Origin of the sequence: Trichocoleus sp. AS-A1 (genome assembly GCF_039962015.1) — a bacterium.
In the GTDB taxonomy this organism is placed as follows: Bacteria; Cyanobacteriota; Cyanobacteriia; order Cyanobacteriales; family FACHB-T130; genus FACHB-T130.
This window is the reverse complement of record NZ_JAMPKG010000025.1, coordinates 64,288-81,582: the sequence shown is the minus strand read 5'-3', so window position 1 is coordinate 81,582 and position 17,295 is coordinate 64,288. Positions and strand designations below refer to the sequence as shown.

General features: G+C 47.5%; 15 protein-coding genes and 1 pseudogene. 8 read left to right on the top strand and 8 right to left on the bottom strand.

The annotated features are described in order from the left end of the window. The first annotated feature begins 178 nt into the window (after window positions 1–178). From psb28 to NC994_RS18850, 3 genes are all read left to right on the top strand, one after another. Complete coding sequence (gene psb28, locus NC994_RS18860; protein WP_190414836.1) at window positions 179–514, top strand: photosystem II reaction center protein Psb28; 336 nt, start codon at window positions 179–181, stop codon at window positions 512–514. A 487-nt stretch (window positions 515–1,001) separates the two neighbouring features. Beyond that, window positions 1,002–1,514, top strand: coding sequence for a MogA/MoaB family molybdenum cofactor biosynthesis protein (locus NC994_RS18855; protein ID WP_190438316.1), 513 nt, complete (start codon window positions 1,002–1,004; stop codon window positions 1,512–1,514). A 123-nt stretch (window positions 1,515–1,637) separates the two neighbouring features. Next, entirely contained in the window at window positions 1,638–2,033 is a 396-nt protein-coding gene (locus tag NC994_RS18850) for a four helix bundle protein (RefSeq protein WP_190438313.1), read from the top strand. A gap of 149 nt (window positions 2,034–2,182) precedes the next feature. Here the strand turns inward: NC994_RS18850 and ctpB are convergent, their stop codons facing one another. Then, window positions 2,183–3,490 carry a carboxyl-terminal processing protease CtpB gene (gene ctpB, locus NC994_RS18845; protein WP_190414839.1) on the bottom strand — a complete coding sequence of 436 codons (1,308 nt, stop codon included), beginning with the start codon at window positions 3,488–3,490 and terminating at the stop codon, window positions 2,183–2,185. Window positions 3,491–3,782: 292 nt separating this feature from the next. On the opposite strand from ctpB, the gene NC994_RS18840 reads away from it, so the two are divergent. Further along, a complete protein-coding gene (locus tag NC994_RS18840; RefSeq protein ID WP_190438309.1) occupies window positions 3,783–4,496 on the top strand; it encodes a YdcF family protein in 714 nt (237 codons plus the stop codon). A gap of 58 nt (window positions 4,497–4,554) precedes the next feature. On the opposite strand, the gene recJ is transcribed toward NC994_RS18840, so the two are convergent. After that, window positions 4,555–6,930 (bottom strand): single-stranded-DNA-specific exonuclease RecJ, encoded by a 2,376-nt coding sequence (gene recJ, locus NC994_RS18835; RefSeq protein WP_190438306.1) that lies wholly within the window; start codon window positions 6,928–6,930, stop codon window positions 4,555–4,557. Window positions 6,931–7,339: 409 nt separating this feature from the next. On the opposite strand from recJ, the pseudogene NC994_RS18830 reads away from it, so the two are divergent. Next, window positions 7,340–7,826, top strand: a pseudogene (locus NC994_RS18830) (IS5 family transposase); the annotation flags it as partial. A 376-nt stretch (window positions 7,827–8,202) separates the two neighbouring features. Here NC994_RS18830 and NC994_RS18825 read toward each other — a convergent pair. The 3 genes from NC994_RS18825 to NC994_RS18815 form a co-directional block, all read right to left on the bottom strand. Beyond that, on the bottom strand, window positions 8,203–9,756 hold the full coding sequence (locus NC994_RS18825; RefSeq protein ID WP_190430426.1) for a LamG domain-containing protein: 1,554 nt from the start codon (window positions 9,754–9,756) through the stop codon (window positions 8,203–8,205). A 63-nt stretch (window positions 9,757–9,819) separates the two neighbouring features. Beyond that, on the bottom strand, window positions 9,820–10,005 hold the full coding sequence (locus tag NC994_RS18820; RefSeq protein ID WP_339380792.1) for a cyanobactin biosynthesis system PatB/AcyB/McaB family protein: 186 nt from the start codon (window positions 10,003–10,005) through the stop codon (window positions 9,820–9,822). Window positions 10,006–10,333: 328 nt separating this feature from the next. Next, entirely contained in the window at window positions 10,334–10,525 is a 192-nt protein-coding gene (locus NC994_RS18815) for a hypothetical protein (RefSeq protein ID WP_190414843.1), read from the bottom strand. Between the two features lie 34 nt (window positions 10,526–10,559). Here NC994_RS18815 and NC994_RS18810 point away from each other — a divergent pair, with 34 nt between their 5' ends. Next, window positions 10,560–10,691, top strand: coding sequence for a hypothetical protein (locus NC994_RS18810; protein ID WP_277877651.1), 132 nt, complete (start codon window positions 10,560–10,562; stop codon window positions 10,689–10,691). A gap of 442 nt (window positions 10,692–11,133) precedes the next feature. Here the strand turns inward: NC994_RS18810 and NC994_RS18805 are convergent, their stop codons facing one another. The 3 genes from NC994_RS18805 to larC all read right to left on the bottom strand — a co-directional run bounded on the left by NC994_RS18805 (window position 11,134) and on the right by larC (window position 14,845). Then, the gene (locus NC994_RS18805; protein ID WP_190438304.1) at window positions 11,134–12,282 is read right to left on the bottom strand and encodes an alanine--glyoxylate aminotransferase family protein; all 1,149 of its coding nucleotides are present in this window, start codon (window positions 12,280–12,282) and stop codon (window positions 11,134–11,136) included. A gap of 239 nt (window positions 12,283–12,521) precedes the next feature. After that, a complete protein-coding gene (blaOXA, locus tag NC994_RS18800; RefSeq protein WP_190424923.1) occupies window positions 12,522–13,382 on the bottom strand; it encodes a class D beta-lactamase in 861 nt (286 codons plus the stop codon). Window positions 13,383–13,483: 101 nt separating this feature from the next. Continuing rightward, window positions 13,484–14,845 carry a nickel pincer cofactor biosynthesis protein LarC gene (gene larC, locus NC994_RS18795; protein ID WP_190438301.1) on the bottom strand — a complete coding sequence of 454 codons (1,362 nt, stop codon included), beginning with the start codon at window positions 14,843–14,845 and terminating at the stop codon, window positions 13,484–13,486. A gap of 70 nt (window positions 14,846–14,915) precedes the next feature. Here larC and NC994_RS18790 point away from each other — a divergent pair, with 70 nt between their 5' ends. Both NC994_RS18790 and NC994_RS18785 read left to right on the top strand, forming a co-directional pair. Beyond that, the gene (locus NC994_RS18790; RefSeq protein ID WP_190414847.1) at window positions 14,916–15,569 is read left to right on the top strand and encodes an L-threonylcarbamoyladenylate synthase; all 654 of its coding nucleotides are present in this window, start codon (window positions 14,916–14,918) and stop codon (window positions 15,567–15,569) included. Window positions 15,570–16,049: 480 nt separating this feature from the next. After that, window positions 16,050–17,246: a HetZ-related protein gene (locus tag NC994_RS18785; protein ID WP_190426837.1), complete on the top strand. Its 1,197-nt coding sequence runs from the start codon at window positions 16,050–16,052 to the stop codon at window positions 17,244–17,246. The last annotated feature ends 49 nt before the right edge of the window (window positions 17,247–17,295 follow it).

Here is a 17,295-nt window from a genome sequence, read left to right as displayed (position 1 = left end):
TTATGCCAATTTTCAGGAAAATATGTTTAATTATAACTTGATTGCTCGTCTAACTCAGGTCTCTTGGTGGCATCCGAGGTACTAAAGTGCCCAAAAGCACCCGTAAAAGCTGAACCAGTCCGCTCTAAATAATGAGAAAATGTTAAGTTATCTATCATAAAAACTTGGTGGCAGAATTATGGCTCAAATTCAATTTTCCAGAGGGATCAACGAAGAAGTCATACCGGATGTAAAGCTAACCCGCTCTAAGAGTGGCGCTCATGGCACCGCTACGTTTTATTTTGAAAGTCCCAACGCCTTTAACACCGAAACCTCAGGGGAAATCACTGGGATGTACATGGTTGACGAGGAAGGAGAACTGTTGACGAGAGAAGTCAAGGGCGTATTCGTCAACGGTCAAGCAAAAGACCTCCAAGCAACTTACCTGATGAAGTCTCCTGAAGAATGGGATCGCTTCATGCGCTTCATGCAACGGTATGCAAAAGATCATGGTTTGGAACTTAGCCAGTCCTAAATAAAGAGCTAAGTGCTTGGGGCACAGGCAATACCCATGCAATCCGGTTCGGATAAGCTCATTTGCCTACCAGTAACCTCCGGTAGAGACGCGAAATGGTGCGGCACTGCACTGCGTTAACGTGTCGCAGTACGAATGCACCATTTCGCTAATGCGTCTCTACACCCCTCCACTGAGCGGTTGACACCGCACAGCGACAGCAAGCACACATGAAAACCTGCCGGGAGCAGGTTACAGAACCCTTGATTTTCGGTTGGTTCGCGCTTTTAGGACTTGGAATGCAATCGCCGCAAAATTCCATTCTGAGGGCTTGGTGCAAAATTTGAGTTAACCGAACAGTATTTGAATGCGCGTGCCCTTACCAAGAGCTAGCGAAATCAGGAGTCAAGATTCGTAGGAACGGTTAATCGGACAGCCGTGTGGCAGTAAGATATCCCAGAAAAGCCCGTTTTTAAAAACTCAAAACTCTTGAGGGAATAGCTTACCCATGACCAATCTGCCTCACCCAGACCCGGCGAGGATGACAGTGACTTGCGCTGTTATCACAGTTAGCGATACGCGATCGCCCGAAACCGACAAAAGCGGTCAATTGATTAAACAGTTACTCCGAGATGCCGGTCATGCGGTCTCAGAGTACGCCATTCTCAAAGATGAACCGGAGGAGATTCGGGCGCAGCTGCAAGCACTCGCCCAACGCCCGGATCTGGATGCTTTGATCTTCAATGGAGGCACTGGCATCGCGCCGAGAGATACCACCTACGACGCTCTAGAAAGCTTGCTCTCAAAAATCTTGCCTGGATTTGGCGAATTGTTCCGGTTTCTCAGTTATCAGGAAATTGGCTCGCGGGCGATCGCATCTCGCGCCGTTGCCGGTGTCTATCAAACCAAACTGGTATTTTCCATCCCCGGTTCTACCAATGCCGTTAAACTTGCCATCCAACAGCTAATTTTGCCAGAACTTGTTCACTTAGTTAGCCAGCTACAGAAAAGTGAGGAGTGAAGAGTTAGGACTGAGGACTGAGGGCTGAGGACTGAGAAGTGAAGAGTTAGGAGTCAGGAATCAGGAGTCAGGAGTGAAGGCGTCTTACAGGCGAGTCAGTGAGAAATAGAGGGGGATAGGCGAGTGAAAGATAGAGTAGAGCGATTTGAAGATTTGATTGCTTGGCAAAAAGCTAGAATCCTTACAAAATCAACTTATCAAGTCACTCAACAGGGTGATTTTGCAAAAGACTTTGGGCTTTCTAGGCAAATTCAACGAGCAGCAGTCTCCATAATGTCTAATATTGCAGAAGGCTTCGAGCGAGGTGGTCGGGCAGAGTTTCATCAGTTTCTTTCTATCGCCAAATCTTCTTGTGCCGAACTTCGTTCTCAACTTTATGTCGCCTTTGATATTGGTTATCTCAAGCAGACTGAATTCAACCAGCTTTTAACACAGGCACAAGAAGTTGCTCGAATTACAGGCGGTCTTCGCGCTGCCGTTGAGAAACAAAAATACCAACAAAAAAGGACTGAGGACTGAGGATTGAGGACTGGGCTAGAAGAAAAGAAATATTTAAAAGTAGTCAATTTTTCTCCAGTTTCTTCTTACTTCTTCCTCTTTTCCTCAGTCCTCAGTCCTCAGTCCTCAACCCTCAGTCCTCACTCTTCAGCCCTCACTTCCTTTACTACTTACCGGACGCTAATCGGTCGGGTCCGTTGAGGTTTATTGGGTTGGGCAAGGCGGGTGTTTTCTAAAGCTGCGATCGCGCGAGCATATTGGGGATCTTGCTGAGTTCCCACCAGTGATGGATTCGTCCCCAGACGCTTTCGCTGATCGTCGTTCAGGTCAATCTTGATATCCGGAGTCACCCCCTTGTGGCTGATATCCGTTCCTAGGGGAGTGTAGTAGTGGGCAATCGTGACCGCTAAACCCGAACCATCGGAGAGAGAATGTACCGACTGCACTAACGCTTTGCCAAAGGTTTGAGAGCCAATAATTGTGGCTCGACCATTATCCTTCAACGCACCTGAGAGAATCTCGCTGGCGCTTGCCGAGTTGCCATCTACCAGCACAGCCAAAGGCAACTGTGTCAGCGCCGTGCGATTTGTCGCAAATTCTTCGTTGTCTCCCTTGCGGTCTACGGTACGGACGATAGCACCTTTGTCCATCCACATCCGGGCAATTTCCACACTCGCGTGCAATAATCCACCCGGATTTCCCCGCAAATCCAATACAAAAGCATCTACTTTGTCGTTATTCAGGGATTGGATAGCGCGGCGCATCTGCTCTGCTGAGTGAGCGCTAAATTCATTCAGACGGATATAGCCAACGCGCAACTTGCCTTCCTGCTTGACCGACTGACGGACGGCTGCTATTTCAATCTGCGCTCTGGTCAATGTCACATCAAAGTCGCCTTTTCCGTCTCGTGACAGCTTAAGCTTTACTTTCGTCCCCACCTCACCCCGAATCAGGTTAGCGGCGGCTTCCACACTCATCCCTTTTGTGGCTTTGCCATCAATTGTCAAAATCTTGTCCCCAGTCTGAAGTCCCGCTCTCACTGCTGGGGAATTCTCAATGGGTTCTACGACGGTAAGAACCTGAGTCTTTTCGTTCAGTTCCAAACGCAAGCCGACGCCAGAGAGTTCGCCGGAAGTTTGACTGGTGAGGGCTTGGTACTGTTTAGGATCTAAAAAGCGGGTGTAGGGATCGCCTAAGGTTTCCAATGCTTCCCGAATCGCCTTGTAGGCATCTTCACGGGAATTATAGTTTTTGTTCAACAGCTGTTGCCGCTTTGCTTGCCAATCCACCTGATTAAAGGTGCCATCAACATACTCGCGGTTGACAATTTGCCATGCCTCATCGACGACTGATTTTGGACTTTCCTGTAGAGCAGCGCGAACGGAGGAGCCAAAGAAAGACAAAGCTGCTGTCGTAGCGATCGCTCCACCAAAGAGAGCAACATGGAGCAAGGAAAAGTTTTTTGGGGATGGATTCATGAACGGTGGCTCGAACGGGTGGGGTTTAATGTGTAGATACCGCGTGACGCCTGAAACGAACTATTTCTAAGATACTCAGGTTAATTAACCAGGCTGCATCAATTTTGTGCCAGTTCGCCCAGTGTCCTCCTTATTCGTCTCTGTAACAAGGATAACAGTCTAATTTAGCTAGACTCCCCTGCAAATTTTTGTCTACCTAAGTGTAATCGCCGCCAGAGTAAAAGAACAACAAAATCGCTTGGCTAGCTAAAGTAGTGTTAAGCATCGGCTAAATACCCTTCAAATTCTCAAAATGCCCGGAAAACGCAGAGGTAGTTCAACTGTGCGCGATCGCATCAACTTATCTAGGCGGGCTGGTTTCAGAAGATGGCAACAACTTCTAACACCAGGGATCGCTATCTTTAGCGTCATCTTGGGGACATGGTTATTAACTATTATGCTAACTTTGCGCTCTGCGGCGTCCGGTCCAGTAGATGCCTATTTGGTTTTAGGAGGTAGTATTCGTAGAGAAATATACGTAGCTCAGCTTGCAAAAGAATACCCGCAAACCCGCATATTAATTTCTCAAGGTTCTCCCGAACCGTGCATTTTGCTAATTTTTCAACGGGAAAATGCTCCCATAGAGCGAGTTTGGTTAGAAAAGTGTGCAGACTCCACCTTTGGTAACTTCTACTATAGTGTGCCGATTCTACGCGAATGGGGAGTAAAAAAAGTCAAACTAATTACTTCCGGTACCCATCTACCACGAGCTAAGTGGCTAGCACAGATTCTCATGGGCGCTCAAGGCATTTGGGTAGAGCCAGAGATTGTTCCCGAACAAGGCATTCCTGGCAATCGAGAATCCTCTTTCAAGACAGGATTGGACTTATCTCGTAGTTTGTTGTGGGCAATGGTGAGTCAGGTTTATCAGCCTAAATGTTCAAAATTAATTCCCCTGAAGGATGTAGATATAAAAGATTGGCGTCAGCGGGGTTTTAAGTGCGAACACCAGGGGAATATTCAGTAGCGAGTCGCGATCGCATTCTCTTACCCAGCCGTAACAAATGCGATCGCCGACTCATTTTTTAATAAACGGCAGTTTGAGCAGCCATTGCTCGAATGGTAGACAAGGGAATTTCATAGAAGTACCTTTGGCGAAATTGTTCTTCTTGAACTGCTGCGATAAATTGTTCAATGGCTGTCTCTGCTTTCGGTAATTGTGCGTTCCCTAAATCAGAATGACCGGCATCTTCCTGGGAATGCCAAGTAATTTGAACCATCCAGTCAAGTTGTTTAACATGGAAGCCGAGATGAGAGATGGCTTCTAATCCGAGTTGGAGAGTGCGATCGCTAATTCCCAGCTTTTGGTGCAGTTGAGTATACGTCGCCTCTTGACCCGTGCGACTGAGGTATTTGGCAATTCCTAACAGTTGCAGCCAGATTTGGCTGGGGGGAACGGGTTCTGGGGGAGGATACGCGATCGCGAGGGTTTGATTTGCCTGAATTGCCCGCCTGAACCACACTTGCAGCTCATCCCAGCTACTGGGGCACTCTCGAACTGGCAGAACTGATAGCGCAGCAGTAGCAAGTGCGGACTCCTCACGACAGTCTAAAATCCAGTCTATCTGGTTCGGAGTGCCTAACTGCTGCGGCTGTTCTAAAGAACGCACGGCAATTATCCGCACTTCATAGTGAGGTCTAATCCCTTTATTAGGATTTTCGTAGCTATTAAAATCAAGCTCGACAATTGCATCGCATCTACCTTGGGGTAGCTCTTCCTTATAATGTCCCCACCAGATTCCGGAAAACCCAGTTTCGCAAGAGTCATCTCGAATTTTAAAAGTAGTTTTGATATATTGAACTTTTGTGCCTTTTAAGTCCTGAGTATTACTATTCCAAGTATTCTCAAACCAGCAATTTTGAATGAGCAATTTCGGTGTGGGATTGCCCATTCCGCAGGGTTCTAATAGTTTCAGTTCCCAAAATAAATCTCTTCCTAATTCACTGACCGTACACATCAAATCGGCCTGCACAATCGGCGCTAAAGGTGTCCCATCTGGAGTGCCCACAGAAGCTCGCAATTGCTGGTTAACAGCTTCTGTAAACAAGGGAATCTTATCAACTGGGAGACTCAACCCAGCAGCGAAGGGATGACCGCCAAATCGATGTAAGAGGTGTTCTTGCGCTTTCACCAACTGGTAAAGATCGACTTGATTCACAGAACGGGCGGAACCGCGTGCTAAAGCGTTTTCACTCAAATCGCCCTCTGTACTCAACAAAATCGTAGGACGCCCTGTTTCCTGCGCCACTTGCCCCGCCACTAAACCCAAGACACCGACAGGCCATTGCGTATCGCAAAGAACAATCACGCTAGTCGTTGATAAGTCCAGCTGGCTTAATTTTTTATTAACTTCAGCGGCGACATCTTTTTGCAATGACTTGCGACGGGCATTGGCTAATTCTGTTTCTAATGCCAATTGCTGACAGCGCTTCTCATCGCGGCTGGTAAGTAACTCCACACAGAAAGAAGCATCGCCTTGAATGCGGCTAACCGCGTTAATTCTAGGGCCAAGACCGAAAGAAATATCCGTTGGGCGATCGCCACTTTTCTGACACAATTCTAATAGACGAGCAACCCCAGGACGATTCCGCTTTTTAGTTTGCTGTTGCAGCACTGAAATTCCTCGCTGTGCCAGGTAGCGACAATCACCGCTTAACTGCACTAAATCGGCAATTAAACCAATTGCCACTAAATCCAATAAATCTTCTAACGGCTGTTGGGGAACATCCGGCAAAGTTTCATAAAGTGCTTCTACTAACTTATAGGCAACTGCCACACCCGAAAGGTGAAACATCGGATGATCTTTGGATAAATAGCGGGGGTTGATGATAGCTGTCAACGCTGGACGTTCCTCTGGCAGGGTGTGGTGATCCGTGACAATTACATCAATCCCTAGTTGATGGGCATATTCAATTTCCTTCAGATTTGTGCTACCAGTGTCGCAAGTTACAATTAGCTTTGTTCCATCCTGGGCAAGGGCTTCAATCCCCCGTTCATTGAGTCCATGAGACTCGGTTAAACGATTGGGAATGTAATAAACTAGCTGCTGCTGCTGGGTAAAAAACTGTCCCAGTCCATCCCAGAGAACCGATGTTGCGGTAATCCCATCAGCATCAAAATCTCCCCAAATGGAAACTTTTTCCCCCGCGTTACGGGCTTTTATTAATCGTTCTACAGCCCATTGCATTTCCTGCCCAAATTCAAAGGGACTTGCCGGGTGATACAACTGAGAATTTAAAAACCCCGACAATTGCTGAATATCGCGAATCCCCCGTTGCCACAACATCTGTGCAGCATAATGTCCGGGTAATCCTGGTGCGTGGCGTCTGACTTCCTCAATAAATGCCGCCGGTGGTTGAACAGTTGACTGGATTTGCCATTGAAGTTGCTGCTGTGACATTTTTCTCTTTTATCCTTCTTTCTGGCATCCTATCTCACAATAATTGCCCAGAGGCTAGCGAAGAGATCGGCGTGCTATATGTTGCAAACAAAAAACAAAATAGGATTACAGATGTGTTGATAAAGGGATATGAATCTGGCATCAGCATTTAGCTGAAAATTCATACAACTACAACACTTTCTACTTTCTAATAATAATAGGAGTTACGCAGAGATCCCCCTTGCATCCCCCGATAAATTGGAGGCAATAGACGGAGCTGTTGTAGATATAAAGTGAAATGGGATAAAAATGCCGCCACAGCCTGATTAGACGCTGGGTACTAAAAGGATGTTTTAAAAGGGGAGGCTGCGGTAAGAAAGCTCACAAGGCTTAAGCTGAAATATTGTAGATACCCGCACCTTGTGAGCAAATGACTAAAGCATATCCTAGTAATCTGACGTGTGTTCAGTGGGAATTAATTGCAGACCTATTTCCGTCAGTAAAACCAGGTGGATGGAAGCGCAGTGTAGCTTTGTTGGCGGTGGTCAATGCAATTCTCTATGTACTGTGTCAGGGTTGTACCTGGCGAGCTTTACCAGGTGATTTTCCAGCTTGGTCAACCGTCTATGGTTATTTCTGGAGATGGAGCCAAGATGGTACTTGGTTGAAGATTCACGATCAACTTTATCAGTGGGTTCGGGCCGCCGCCGGAAGGGAACCTAGTCCATCAGAAGTTGCTGCTCGTGTGCCAATCAGTAGAAACAGCAACAATGATTTCAATAGATGTGGGTTATGACGCTCTTAAACAGATACACGGGCGCAAACGACATCTGACGGTAGATTTGTTAGGGTTGGTTTTGCGCGTCTTGGTCACATCTGGTAGTGTTCCGGAGCGTCAAGGAGCTAAAAAAGTCCTTAGAGGATGTTTTATAAAGTCTCCTTGACCGACTTTGACTAGCTCAACTACTGAGGGTTTACTACGGTAGATTGAGCATTTGAGGCTACTTAATCTCCTACTAAGGTAGCTTTCAGAACTTAAGTTGACCCTTTTAAAACATCCTCTCAGTGGCAGTAACCAGTAACTACTACATTAACGATGTGGACAAACTATACAAATAGGCGTGAGAGCAAAACCTCTTTGGGCATCAACTGAGTAATTTTATCTTTGACGCTTCAGATGAAAACTTGTCCCCAATGCAGTTCTACTCTCTGCCATTGTGTTGCGTTTGAGTTTGGGCCGAAAACAATCGCCCGGTAGCCTATCTCAAGCCGACAGCATTATTAATTTGAAATTCATCGCGCTGCCCTCTGGAAAAATATTGATAAAAAGAGTGCAAACAATCCCAGCACAATCCCAATCCAAATCAACGAATTAACTATTTTTTGGATTGGTGTTTCAAGTGAAGAGGCTTCTTCAGGTTGACTGGGTGTAGCATCAACCAGCGACAGAGTGGAGTCCCAAATAGGATTTCCGTGAATGGTGCCATGATTAGCATTGCTAGTTTTGTCATGGGCGATCGCACCCTCTCCTTCGTTCAACGGCCAATAGCTCACCAACCCTGCTTCATCTCCCCTCAGACGACGTGGCATACTCTCTTGAATCTCTGCCTGGGATAGCACTTTGTTCCAAACACGGGCTGCCGTGATTTGACCTTTAAAGAAGGAGCCAGAAAAATGAGACCCAATTGTGAGGGTGCGGTCTGAGGGAGTAAACGGTGGTACATTACTGGCTTGGCTGATGAGATGACCATCTCGATACAAACACATGATTTGTGTTTGGTTATCATAGGTAACAGCCGCATGAATCCAAGTATTAGCTGGGCTGGCGCTAGAATCTTTCACAAGCCACCACTTCTTGTTATGTCCAGATGCCAGACATCCGCCATTGGGCATAAATAAGGCATGGTCATGCCCAGAAAGGATGTTGTTGTACTGCGCCAGTGGTTCAGAGAGCTTCACCCAGGCTTCCTTGGTATAAGAGCTATTGACAATCCCTTCAGGACAGGTGATGAAATCATCTTGACCATCAAAGGTCAGCACATATTCAATAACAGGCTCAAGCAGGATTTTCTGATCTTTGGTGGGTGAAGTGGATGCTTCTTCGTCTTCAGATGGGCTGGGTGTAGCATCAACCAACGACAGAGTGGAGTCCCAAATAGGATTTCCGTGAATGGTGCCATGATTAGCATTGCTAGTTTTGTCATGGGCGATCGCACCCTCTCCTTCGTTCAACGGCCAATAGCTCACCAACCCTGCTTCATCTCCCCTCAGACGATGTGGCATACTCTCTTGAATCTCTGCCTGGGTGCGCTCGCGGCTCCATAACTGCACCTCTGCCAGTCTACCTGGATAGAATAATTGCGAACCACCCAAGGAGCGACCCAGTCCCGCCTTAGCTGCTGGGGGGATAGGCATCGTTCTATTTGTTGCCTGATGCCACAATTTTCCATTGAGATAAATTTTCATCGCCCCGGTAGTCGCGTTTTTGGTAAACGCCCAATGTGTCCATTTGCCCTTGCAATCAGCCGCGTCAATATGCTTCGCCAACCGATCAAAATTGTTAACATGGGGATCGTTATTGCCACAATCAAAGTAAACCGCACTGTTACTCCAGGGTAAATGGACATTCAGTATTCGTTGATTGTTCGCACACCATACCTCGATTACTGAATTCCCTTGCGGTAGTGCTTCTCCGCCATAAGCCCAAAAACTACAAGTGATTTCCTTGCCCCAGGGAATACTTGCTGGAGGCAATTCCACCCAATCATCTTGACCATCAAAGGTCAGTACATATTCAATAACAGGCTTAAGGGGTGCTTCCTGGTTTTGTTTGGATGACTTAGCCATAGCTGTAACCGTTTTAATTGAGTTTTTTATGGTGAATAGAAGCGGAAAACTGAAGCAATTGAACTACACAAATGCACCCCCGCCAAAGGCGTGAAAGCATCCACAGCCAGACGTTTTAAGTTGGTTATAGGTGCGATACTCAAACGCTGCTGGATCGTTGTAGTTTGCGCCATGCTGCAATTTCATCCGCACGTTTACCAACTCCTCTACGAAGCCGTGAACTACATCAACGGCTTCGTGCGTCTGAATTCAATCGGGACCTTTGACGGGAGGAGATTGTTTGGGGAGTTTCATAGTTTGGTTCCTTTGGGTGAATTGAGGCGTGGGCAACAACTTGGACGACTTCGCCCGCAAGTATCGAGGATTTTGCAAGCGCTACAACCCGAAAAGTAAGCCAGCTAGAAAGTGCGGTTGGGGGAATACGGTTTCCTAGATTTTTGCCTGGTCATAAGTTATAGAAATAGATAAATTTAGGTTAATCAAGAAATTGTAACGTTTCTTCGTATCAATGAATACTTATTGGTAATAGCTGAATATCAGTGTAGTTGCGATGTTACAACAGCATCCAAAAGTAAGATTAATTGATGATGTACGCCACAGCATTGACGGCTTGCGCCATCGTATAAGCTAAATCGAGTTGGGGCAGATTGAGGCGAGCGTCGTGAAACATGGGCATACTTAACCCTTTGCATTTAGGAGCAATCCCCATGACTGGACTACCCGGCTGATCAAAAATGACGCTGGCGACATGAGTGCCGTGAAGAAACATCCCGCCATTTGGTCAAACCAACTCTGCTATTTTCTTGAGCCGTTCTCGCGATGGTTTGGCTCAAGAGATTGACAATTGGGCGGTAGGCGAATGCGAATACGGTCAATTGGTAGCAACTAGCCACGAAATGCTAATTGTCGTCATTCAGTTTTTGATTATTTGCTAACAATTAGTGAGCCAACAAAATTATTCGTCTCAAATGGATTGCGAAGCTGTCTGCCAGCTAAACTTGCTACTCTAGCGTTTGTTCGACGACGTTTGCGTGTTTTTTTCATTTGGGTGACTCCTATTTCTTTCTAGCCTGCAATGCTTCCAGAGTTCCCAAAGCTTCCTTGTCAATTTGATGATTTTGAAAGATTGCTTCCTAAGAGGATGTTTTAAAAGGGTCAACTTAAGTTCTGAAAGCTACCTTAGTAGGAGAATAAGTAGCCTCAAATGCTCAATCTACCGTAGTAAACCCTCAGTAGTTGAGCTAGTCAAAGTCGGTCAAGGAGACTTTTAAAACATCCTCTAAGTGCATAATCACGACAGACAGAACTGGGACAAAAGGCGATCGCGCGATCGCCTTTTTGGAGGGTGCGTTTCTCTTAGCACCCTAAATTCGCAATCTAATGAGGTAAAACCTGTTTCAATGCGTCCAGGAGGCGATCCACAGTCTCTGGACGACTGTTGAATCCCATAAGACCCACACGCCAGACTTTACCTGCGAGTTCGCCTAGTCCGCCCCCAATTTCGATATTGTGTTCGTTGAGCAGCTGACGCGCGATCGCTTTGCCATCCACACCCTCTGGAATGCAAACTGTTGTCAGGGTTGGCAGGCGAAACTCTCGTTTAACGTGCATAGTAAGTCCTAAGTTTTCTAAACTTTCCCAGAGATACTCGACGTTCTTTTGATGGCGCGTCCAGCTATTTTCGATTCCTTCTTCTGCAATCAAACGCAACGCTTCCCGCAGAGCATAGTACAAGTTAATTGGAGCAGTGTGGTGATAGGTGCGTTCCTTACCCCAATACTTACTCAACAACGTCATATCTAAATACCAGTTAGCCACCTTCGTGCCACGTTGTTGCAATTTCTCAATTGCACGGGGACTCATCGTAAACGGCGAAGCACCGGGAGGACAACCTAACCCTTTCTGGCTACAGCTATAAGCTAAGTCAACCTTCCACTCATCCAGAAACAAGGGGACGCCCCCCAGACTGGTAACACTATCCACTAATAGCAGACAGTCAAATTCACGGCAGAGATCGCCGACTCCTTCCAACGGTTGGCGTGCCCCCGTGGAGGTCTCGGCATGGACTAAAGCCAGAATCGCTGGGCGATGAGTTTCTAAGGCGGTTCGGAGTTCGTCTATGGGGAACACTTGCCCCCAAGGTTTGGTAATCGTTCGCACATCCGCACCATATCGTCCTGCCATATCCACGAGGCGGTTGCCAAAGTACCCGCTAACGCCCACTAGAACCACATCACCGGGTTCGGTGACGTTAGCAATGGTTGCTTCCATTGCTGCCGTTCCCGTCCCGCTGACTGCAATGGTGAGGGGGTTTTCTGTCTGCCAAACATAGCGCAGCAACATCTGGATTTCGTCCATCAGTGCCAGAAATGCTGGATCGAGGTGCCCCACCGGAGGGGTATTCATCGCCTGAAGGACAGCGGGATGGGCATTGGATGGGCCTGGACCCAGCAGCAAACGAGTCGGAATTTCTAGAGGGGCGAGTTGCAGCCGAGTCGTGTTGTTAATTGAGGAGGTTAGAGTCATGATTGGTTCTAGGCTCGATCAAGCGAGGACTATTTTAGAGTCTAAAGGTTAGCTGAGTGCAAGTAACGCTACTGATATAGCAGTCTTAAATAATTCGTGAAGGCGAGATCCCGAACTTCTTTAAGAAGTCCGGGATCTGAAGGGCTGCCTCACAGCTCAAATAGAATTGCGATAAATCATCTAAGAGACTATTTTTGAAGAAAATCTGAAAGCAGAAACTTAAGGACTTGCTAGTGTTTTTAAAGTAGTCCTAAGGCTTTAAGACTGCGCCGGGTAATTTCAATGCGATTGACGCCATCATTATCATTTCGCATATCCATATTTGTGGCAAAGAAATAAACATTTTTGTTCTGTTCCAGATATCCCACAAACCAGCCATTCCCAGGAGTCGTACTGTCCGTCCAGCCCGTCTTTCCGCGCAGCACATAGTCTGGAGTTTGTTCGCGCACCATAATATCTTTGACCAAATCTAAGCTGCGTTGGGAAAAGGGTAAGTCGTTGCGATAGAGACGTTGCAGGAACTCAATCTCTTGTTTGGGCGTAATTTTTAAAGGGCCATCTAACCAAAATCGATCGATTTGCTCAGATGTCCCAATTTGACGGTTTCCATAGCCGACTTGATTGATAAATTTCTGCATCCGTTCGTGCCCAATTTTCCGAGCCAAAACTTGGTAGAACCAAACCGTTGAGTCTTTAAAACCTTGGCGCAAGTTGGTGTCTCGGTTCCAAGCTGTGATGTTCCGTTGAATGCCGTCCCAGGTTAAAACAGTCACCTCATCTCGAATCACCCCTGTTTCCAATGCCACAAGCGCGTTGAAAATCTTGAAGGTTGAAGCGGGGAAGAATGCCGTTGAGTTTCGAGGCGCGTTATGTTCGTAGAATTGGTTTTTATTTTGGTCATAAACCACAATTGACCCTTCAATGCCCAGTTCTCGGAAAGAACGCCCTAGGTCTATCCCTTGAGTTGTAGTGATTTCCGAAGTTGGTTGAGGTGGCTGAGAGTTCGCAGCAGTGCCGAGGAAACCGCTAATGGTCAATAGCGCCACGAGGCTAGCAATGGCGATCGCGATCGCTAAGGGCACTTGCTTAATTCGATACATCAGGATTTTCCTTATGTGATTTTCAAACCAGTCGTAATACAGGAATGGGTTTGGCAATTCCAGAAATCTAGTTAGGCATCTGGGTCTTGCTGGCAGCAAATTCAAGTATTGCGACTGTTCTGGAGATACCAGGTATTGAGCGCCAGTTGATGCACCTCGCGCCAGGGAAGGTTGTTTGCCTTCGCTAATTCGGCACAATCTTCGTATTCTGGCTGCACATTCGCGATTGCTTTCAGGTCAGGATGCCCCGTCCAGGCAACCTTGACGCGAACGAAGCCATATTCTGTCAGAACCTGTTGAATTTCTCGCTGCAAAATTGAGCGTTGCTGTGTCTGACGCCGGATGCCGAGTGTCGTCGTTTCTCGGAATAAGATCGCTTCGCAAGCGGATATCTGTTCGGGATGGCAAATAACCGTCAGCAAAATGCCAGGACGAGACTTTTTCATCCCAATCGGTTGCGTGAAGACATCCACCGCACCGGCGTTAAACAGTGCCTCAAACACATAGCCGATGGCTTGGGGACTCAAGTCATCGATTTGGGTTTCCAGCACCGAAATTATTTCTAAAGAGGGGCTTTCGGAAGGCTGAAGGAATCCCGACTCTTGTTGAGAAGCAAATCGCGTCTCCACACCCTCACCAATCCAGAGGCGCAGAATATTGGGAATCGGTAACTGACGGGAACCGGCACCATTTCCAACCCGCTGGATCGTCATGGGGGGTGGAGATCCAAAGCCGGTGGCAAGCGTACAAGCGATCGCTGCTCCAGTCGGTGTCACCAGTTCCCGATCGATGCCATTACTATAAACTGGCACCTGGCGCGATTCCCACAACTTTAATACAGCCGGTACCGGCACCGCTAGCTGACCGTGAGCGGCTCTAACCATCCCGCCACCAGTGGGGAGTGCCGAACAGTATAGTTCGTCAATCCCCAACCAATCCAAGCCCAGACAAGTGCCGACAATATCTACAATGGCATCAGTCGCCCCGACTTCATGAAAATGAACTTCCTCTGGGGGAATGCCGTGAACCGCTCCTTCTGCGTCTGCCAGCCGTTGAAACACTGCCAAACTGGACGCTTGTACTCGTAACGGAAACTCCGCTTCTGCAATCAACTGGACAATTTCTGGTAAATGCCGCGTCGGGGAATGAGAATGAACCCCATCGAGATCGCCATCGCCATCGGGATGCTGATGCTGATGCTGATGCCCACCATTTTGCCGGTGATGTTCGTGGTGGTGATTTGAATCGGTGCGATCGCGATCGCTCAAATCTACGTGAAATTTAGTAGCTTGCTGACCGTTCCGGTGAACGTGTTCGGCTCGTAACTGGTATTCTTTGGAAATTCCCAGCCTCTTGAGCTTTTCTATCAAATAATCTAGGGGAACTCCCGCATCTACAAGTGCCCCCAGGCACATATCACCGGCAATTCCTGTTGGACATTCTAGATACGCTAGCTTGTTCATAAGGAGTAATCAGGAGTCAGGAAAAATTCTGGATTCTGAATTCTGTAGTCTCAGTTCTGGATTCTGCATTATGGCGACAATCTACAATATCCATCCTGATACACCGCAAACTCGTGGAATAGAACAAATAGTAGGTGCCCTAAGAGCAGGCGCTGTGATGCTATATCCCACTGATACTGTCTACGCGATTGGCTGTGACCTAAATGTCAAGTCAGCGGTGGAGCGTGTGAGGCTCCTTAAGCAGCTATCTAATGATAAGCCCCTGACGTTCCTGTGTCCGTCTCTGTCCAACATTGCCCAATATGCCATCGTCAGTGATGTCGCTTATCGGATTATGAGGAATTTAATTCCTGGGACTTACACGTTTCTGCTACCCGCCACCAAATTAGTGCCGAAACTGGTGATGAGTCCTAAGCGCAAAACGACGGGTATTCGGGTTCCGGAACATACAGTGTGCCAGTCGCTGTTGCAGGCATTAGGCAATCCGATTATTTCCACCTCAGCTCACCTCGTGGATGAGAATGGCAACGCCCCAACCCTAGGGTTGGAGAAGGCAAAATTGTTTGACCAGCTAGACAAGCTAGTCGATCTGATTGTGGACATTGGCTCGGAACCAGGAGATGGGGTTTCCACAATTTTAGATTTGACAGATGAGGAACCTGTCATCGTCCGGCGCGGTCTGGGATGGGAGGCTGCAACGGCTTGGGCGACATCGGTCAGTTGATTTTAGATGAAAGATTAAAGATTAAAGATTGAGTTAAAGCTTTTACATCCAAAATCCCCAATCGCTAATCTAAAATCCCTTTGCGAACTAAAGACAATTAACTACAGCCTCGGCACTAGGGAATTCGGACGATAACCCTACCAGCAATCCACTTCCTGGATTGTCCACTCAACACCAGCTCCTACCGCTTTGCGACAACACTTGTGCGTCGATAGTTTGAGGGGCGCAAGCCCAGATACAGCAAGGGTTAGTGCTTCTTTTAGGTCAGATGGAATGGGGAGAGAGCGTAGAGATGACCCATAGTGAGCTGAGAGTAGTAACACACCCGCTGTCCGGTGTCTAACAATCAGCCCCTACAGTCTATATATAGAGAGTTGAGACGGTCAATCGCAGGCGCTGCCTGAAGGGAGACAAAACTTTTGAACCGTTCTCAGTGGCTCTTGTTGACTTTGAATACTGTCGCTACCAGGGGCTTTCACCATGACAACTATTAATTCTCTCAGCCAATCTTCTGAAAATCTATGCCACTCGACCGAGCAACTGTTGGGAATCGACGTGGAAACGATGACCGGCCTGTTGTTAGAGGAATTGCGGACTGAAATCAAAACGACGTCATTGCACGTTCAGGCGATCGCTAACCGGATCGCTCTAGAGGTACAGCGGATTTGCAGCAAGAGTCCGCGCATCCAGACTTCTGGCGAGGTTCGCTCTTGGCAGTTAAATCTGGGACGGCATCGGTTGCAAAAGTGTCTGTCATACTACCGGCTGGGTTCTAAGCGGGGTCGGGTTGAACTGCACAGCAACCTCAGCGCGATGGTTTATCGCTATGTAGTGTCGCCCAACTCTCAGTTAGGTTTTCAAGCCCGCTACAACCTGATTGAGGACTTCTTGCAAGAGTTTTACGCCGAGTCAATCAAAGCTTTCCGGCGGGAAAACGAGCTGACAATAGACTACACTCCCCGCACTCAACTGGAACTGGCGGAGTATATGGCATTCAGCGAACAGTATGCCAAGCGTCGCATTAATTTACCGAATGGCACCAGCCAGCAGCTGATTGTGTTGAGGGCACAGGGGTTTGCTCGCCGCCAGCCTGCTGAGACGAGCATGGATATTGAGAAGGCGATTGAGTTTCCCAGAGGTGAAGATGCGGACACGCAAAGTCGGTCAGCGGCGATGCACCAGCTGCGATCGCAATTGGTTGCCGATACGATTGACCCGGCGGAAGCGGTATTGCGCGATCGCGTCGTCGCTGAATTGATGGAATACCTGCAAGCTCAAGGTCAAGAGGACTGTGTCAATTATCTGGTTTTAAAGCTGCAAGACCTCTCCGCACCAGAGATTGACGAAATCCTGGGTTTAACCGCACGTCAGCGCGATTACTTACAACAGCGCTTTAAGTACCATGTGGAAAAATTCTCTCGTCAAAATAACTGGAAGCTGGTACATCAATGGTTGGGAGCCGATCTCGACCAAAAGCTGGGACTCTCTTCTCAGCAGTGGGAAGCGTTTTGGAATCAACTTTCTCTGGAACAGCAGCAGCTATTGCAGTTAAAACAAGCTCAAGTCAACGAGCGGGAGATTGCTCAAACACTCGGATGCACGCCCAAACAGTTACAAAAGCGCTGGACTCAAGTGCTGGAAATGGCTTGGAAAATCCGCAACCAAGGAGATTTATGACTAATGAGTTTCGAGTGTTGAGTTAAGAAAATTCTTTTAATTCAACACT

What these genes read in the sequence shown, in the direction of transcription:
- NC994_RS18815 (WP_190414843.1), bottom strand. Translation starts at nt 10,525, where the DNA reads ATGTTTCTTCACGGCACTCATGTCGCCAGCGTCATTTTTGATCAGCCG.
- NC994_RS18855 (WP_190438316.1), top strand. Translation starts at nt 1,002, where the DNA reads ATGACCAATCTGCCTCACCCAGACCCGGCGAGGATGACAGTGACTTGC.
- NC994_RS18840 (WP_190438309.1), top strand. Translation starts at nt 3,783, where the DNA reads ATGCCCGGAAAACGCAGAGGTAGTTCAACTGTGCGCGATCGCATCAAC.
- NC994_RS18785 (WP_190426837.1), top strand. Translation starts at nt 16,050, where the DNA reads ATGACAACTATTAATTCTCTCAGCCAATCTTCTGAAAATCTATGCCAC.
- NC994_RS18790 (WP_190414847.1), top strand. Translation starts at nt 14,916, where the DNA reads ATGGCGACAATCTACAATATCCATCCTGATACACCGCAAACTCGTGGA.
- NC994_RS18825 (WP_190430426.1), bottom strand. Translation starts at nt 9,756, where the DNA reads ATGGCTAAGTCATCCAAACAAAACCAGGAAGCACCCCTTAAGCCTGTT.
- larC (WP_190438301.1), bottom strand. Translation starts at nt 14,845, where the DNA reads ATGAACAAGCTAGCGTATCTAGAATGTCCAACAGGAATTGCCGGTGAT.
- psb28 (WP_190414836.1), top strand. Translation starts at nt 179, where the DNA reads ATGGCTCAAATTCAATTTTCCAGAGGGATCAACGAAGAAGTCATACCG.
- recJ (WP_190438306.1), bottom strand. Translation starts at nt 6,930, where the DNA reads ATGTCACAGCAGCAACTTCAATGGCAAATCCAGTCAACTGTTCAACCA.
- ctpB (WP_190414839.1), bottom strand. Translation starts at nt 3,490, where the DNA reads ATGAATCCATCCCCAAAAAACTTTTCCTTGCTCCATGTTGCTCTCTTT.
- blaOXA (WP_190424923.1), bottom strand. Translation starts at nt 13,382, where the DNA reads ATGTATCGAATTAAGCAAGTGCCCTTAGCGATCGCGATCGCCATTGCT.
- NC994_RS18805 (WP_190438304.1), bottom strand. Translation starts at nt 12,282, where the DNA reads ATGACTCTAACCTCCTCAATTAACAACACGACTCGGCTGCAACTCGCC.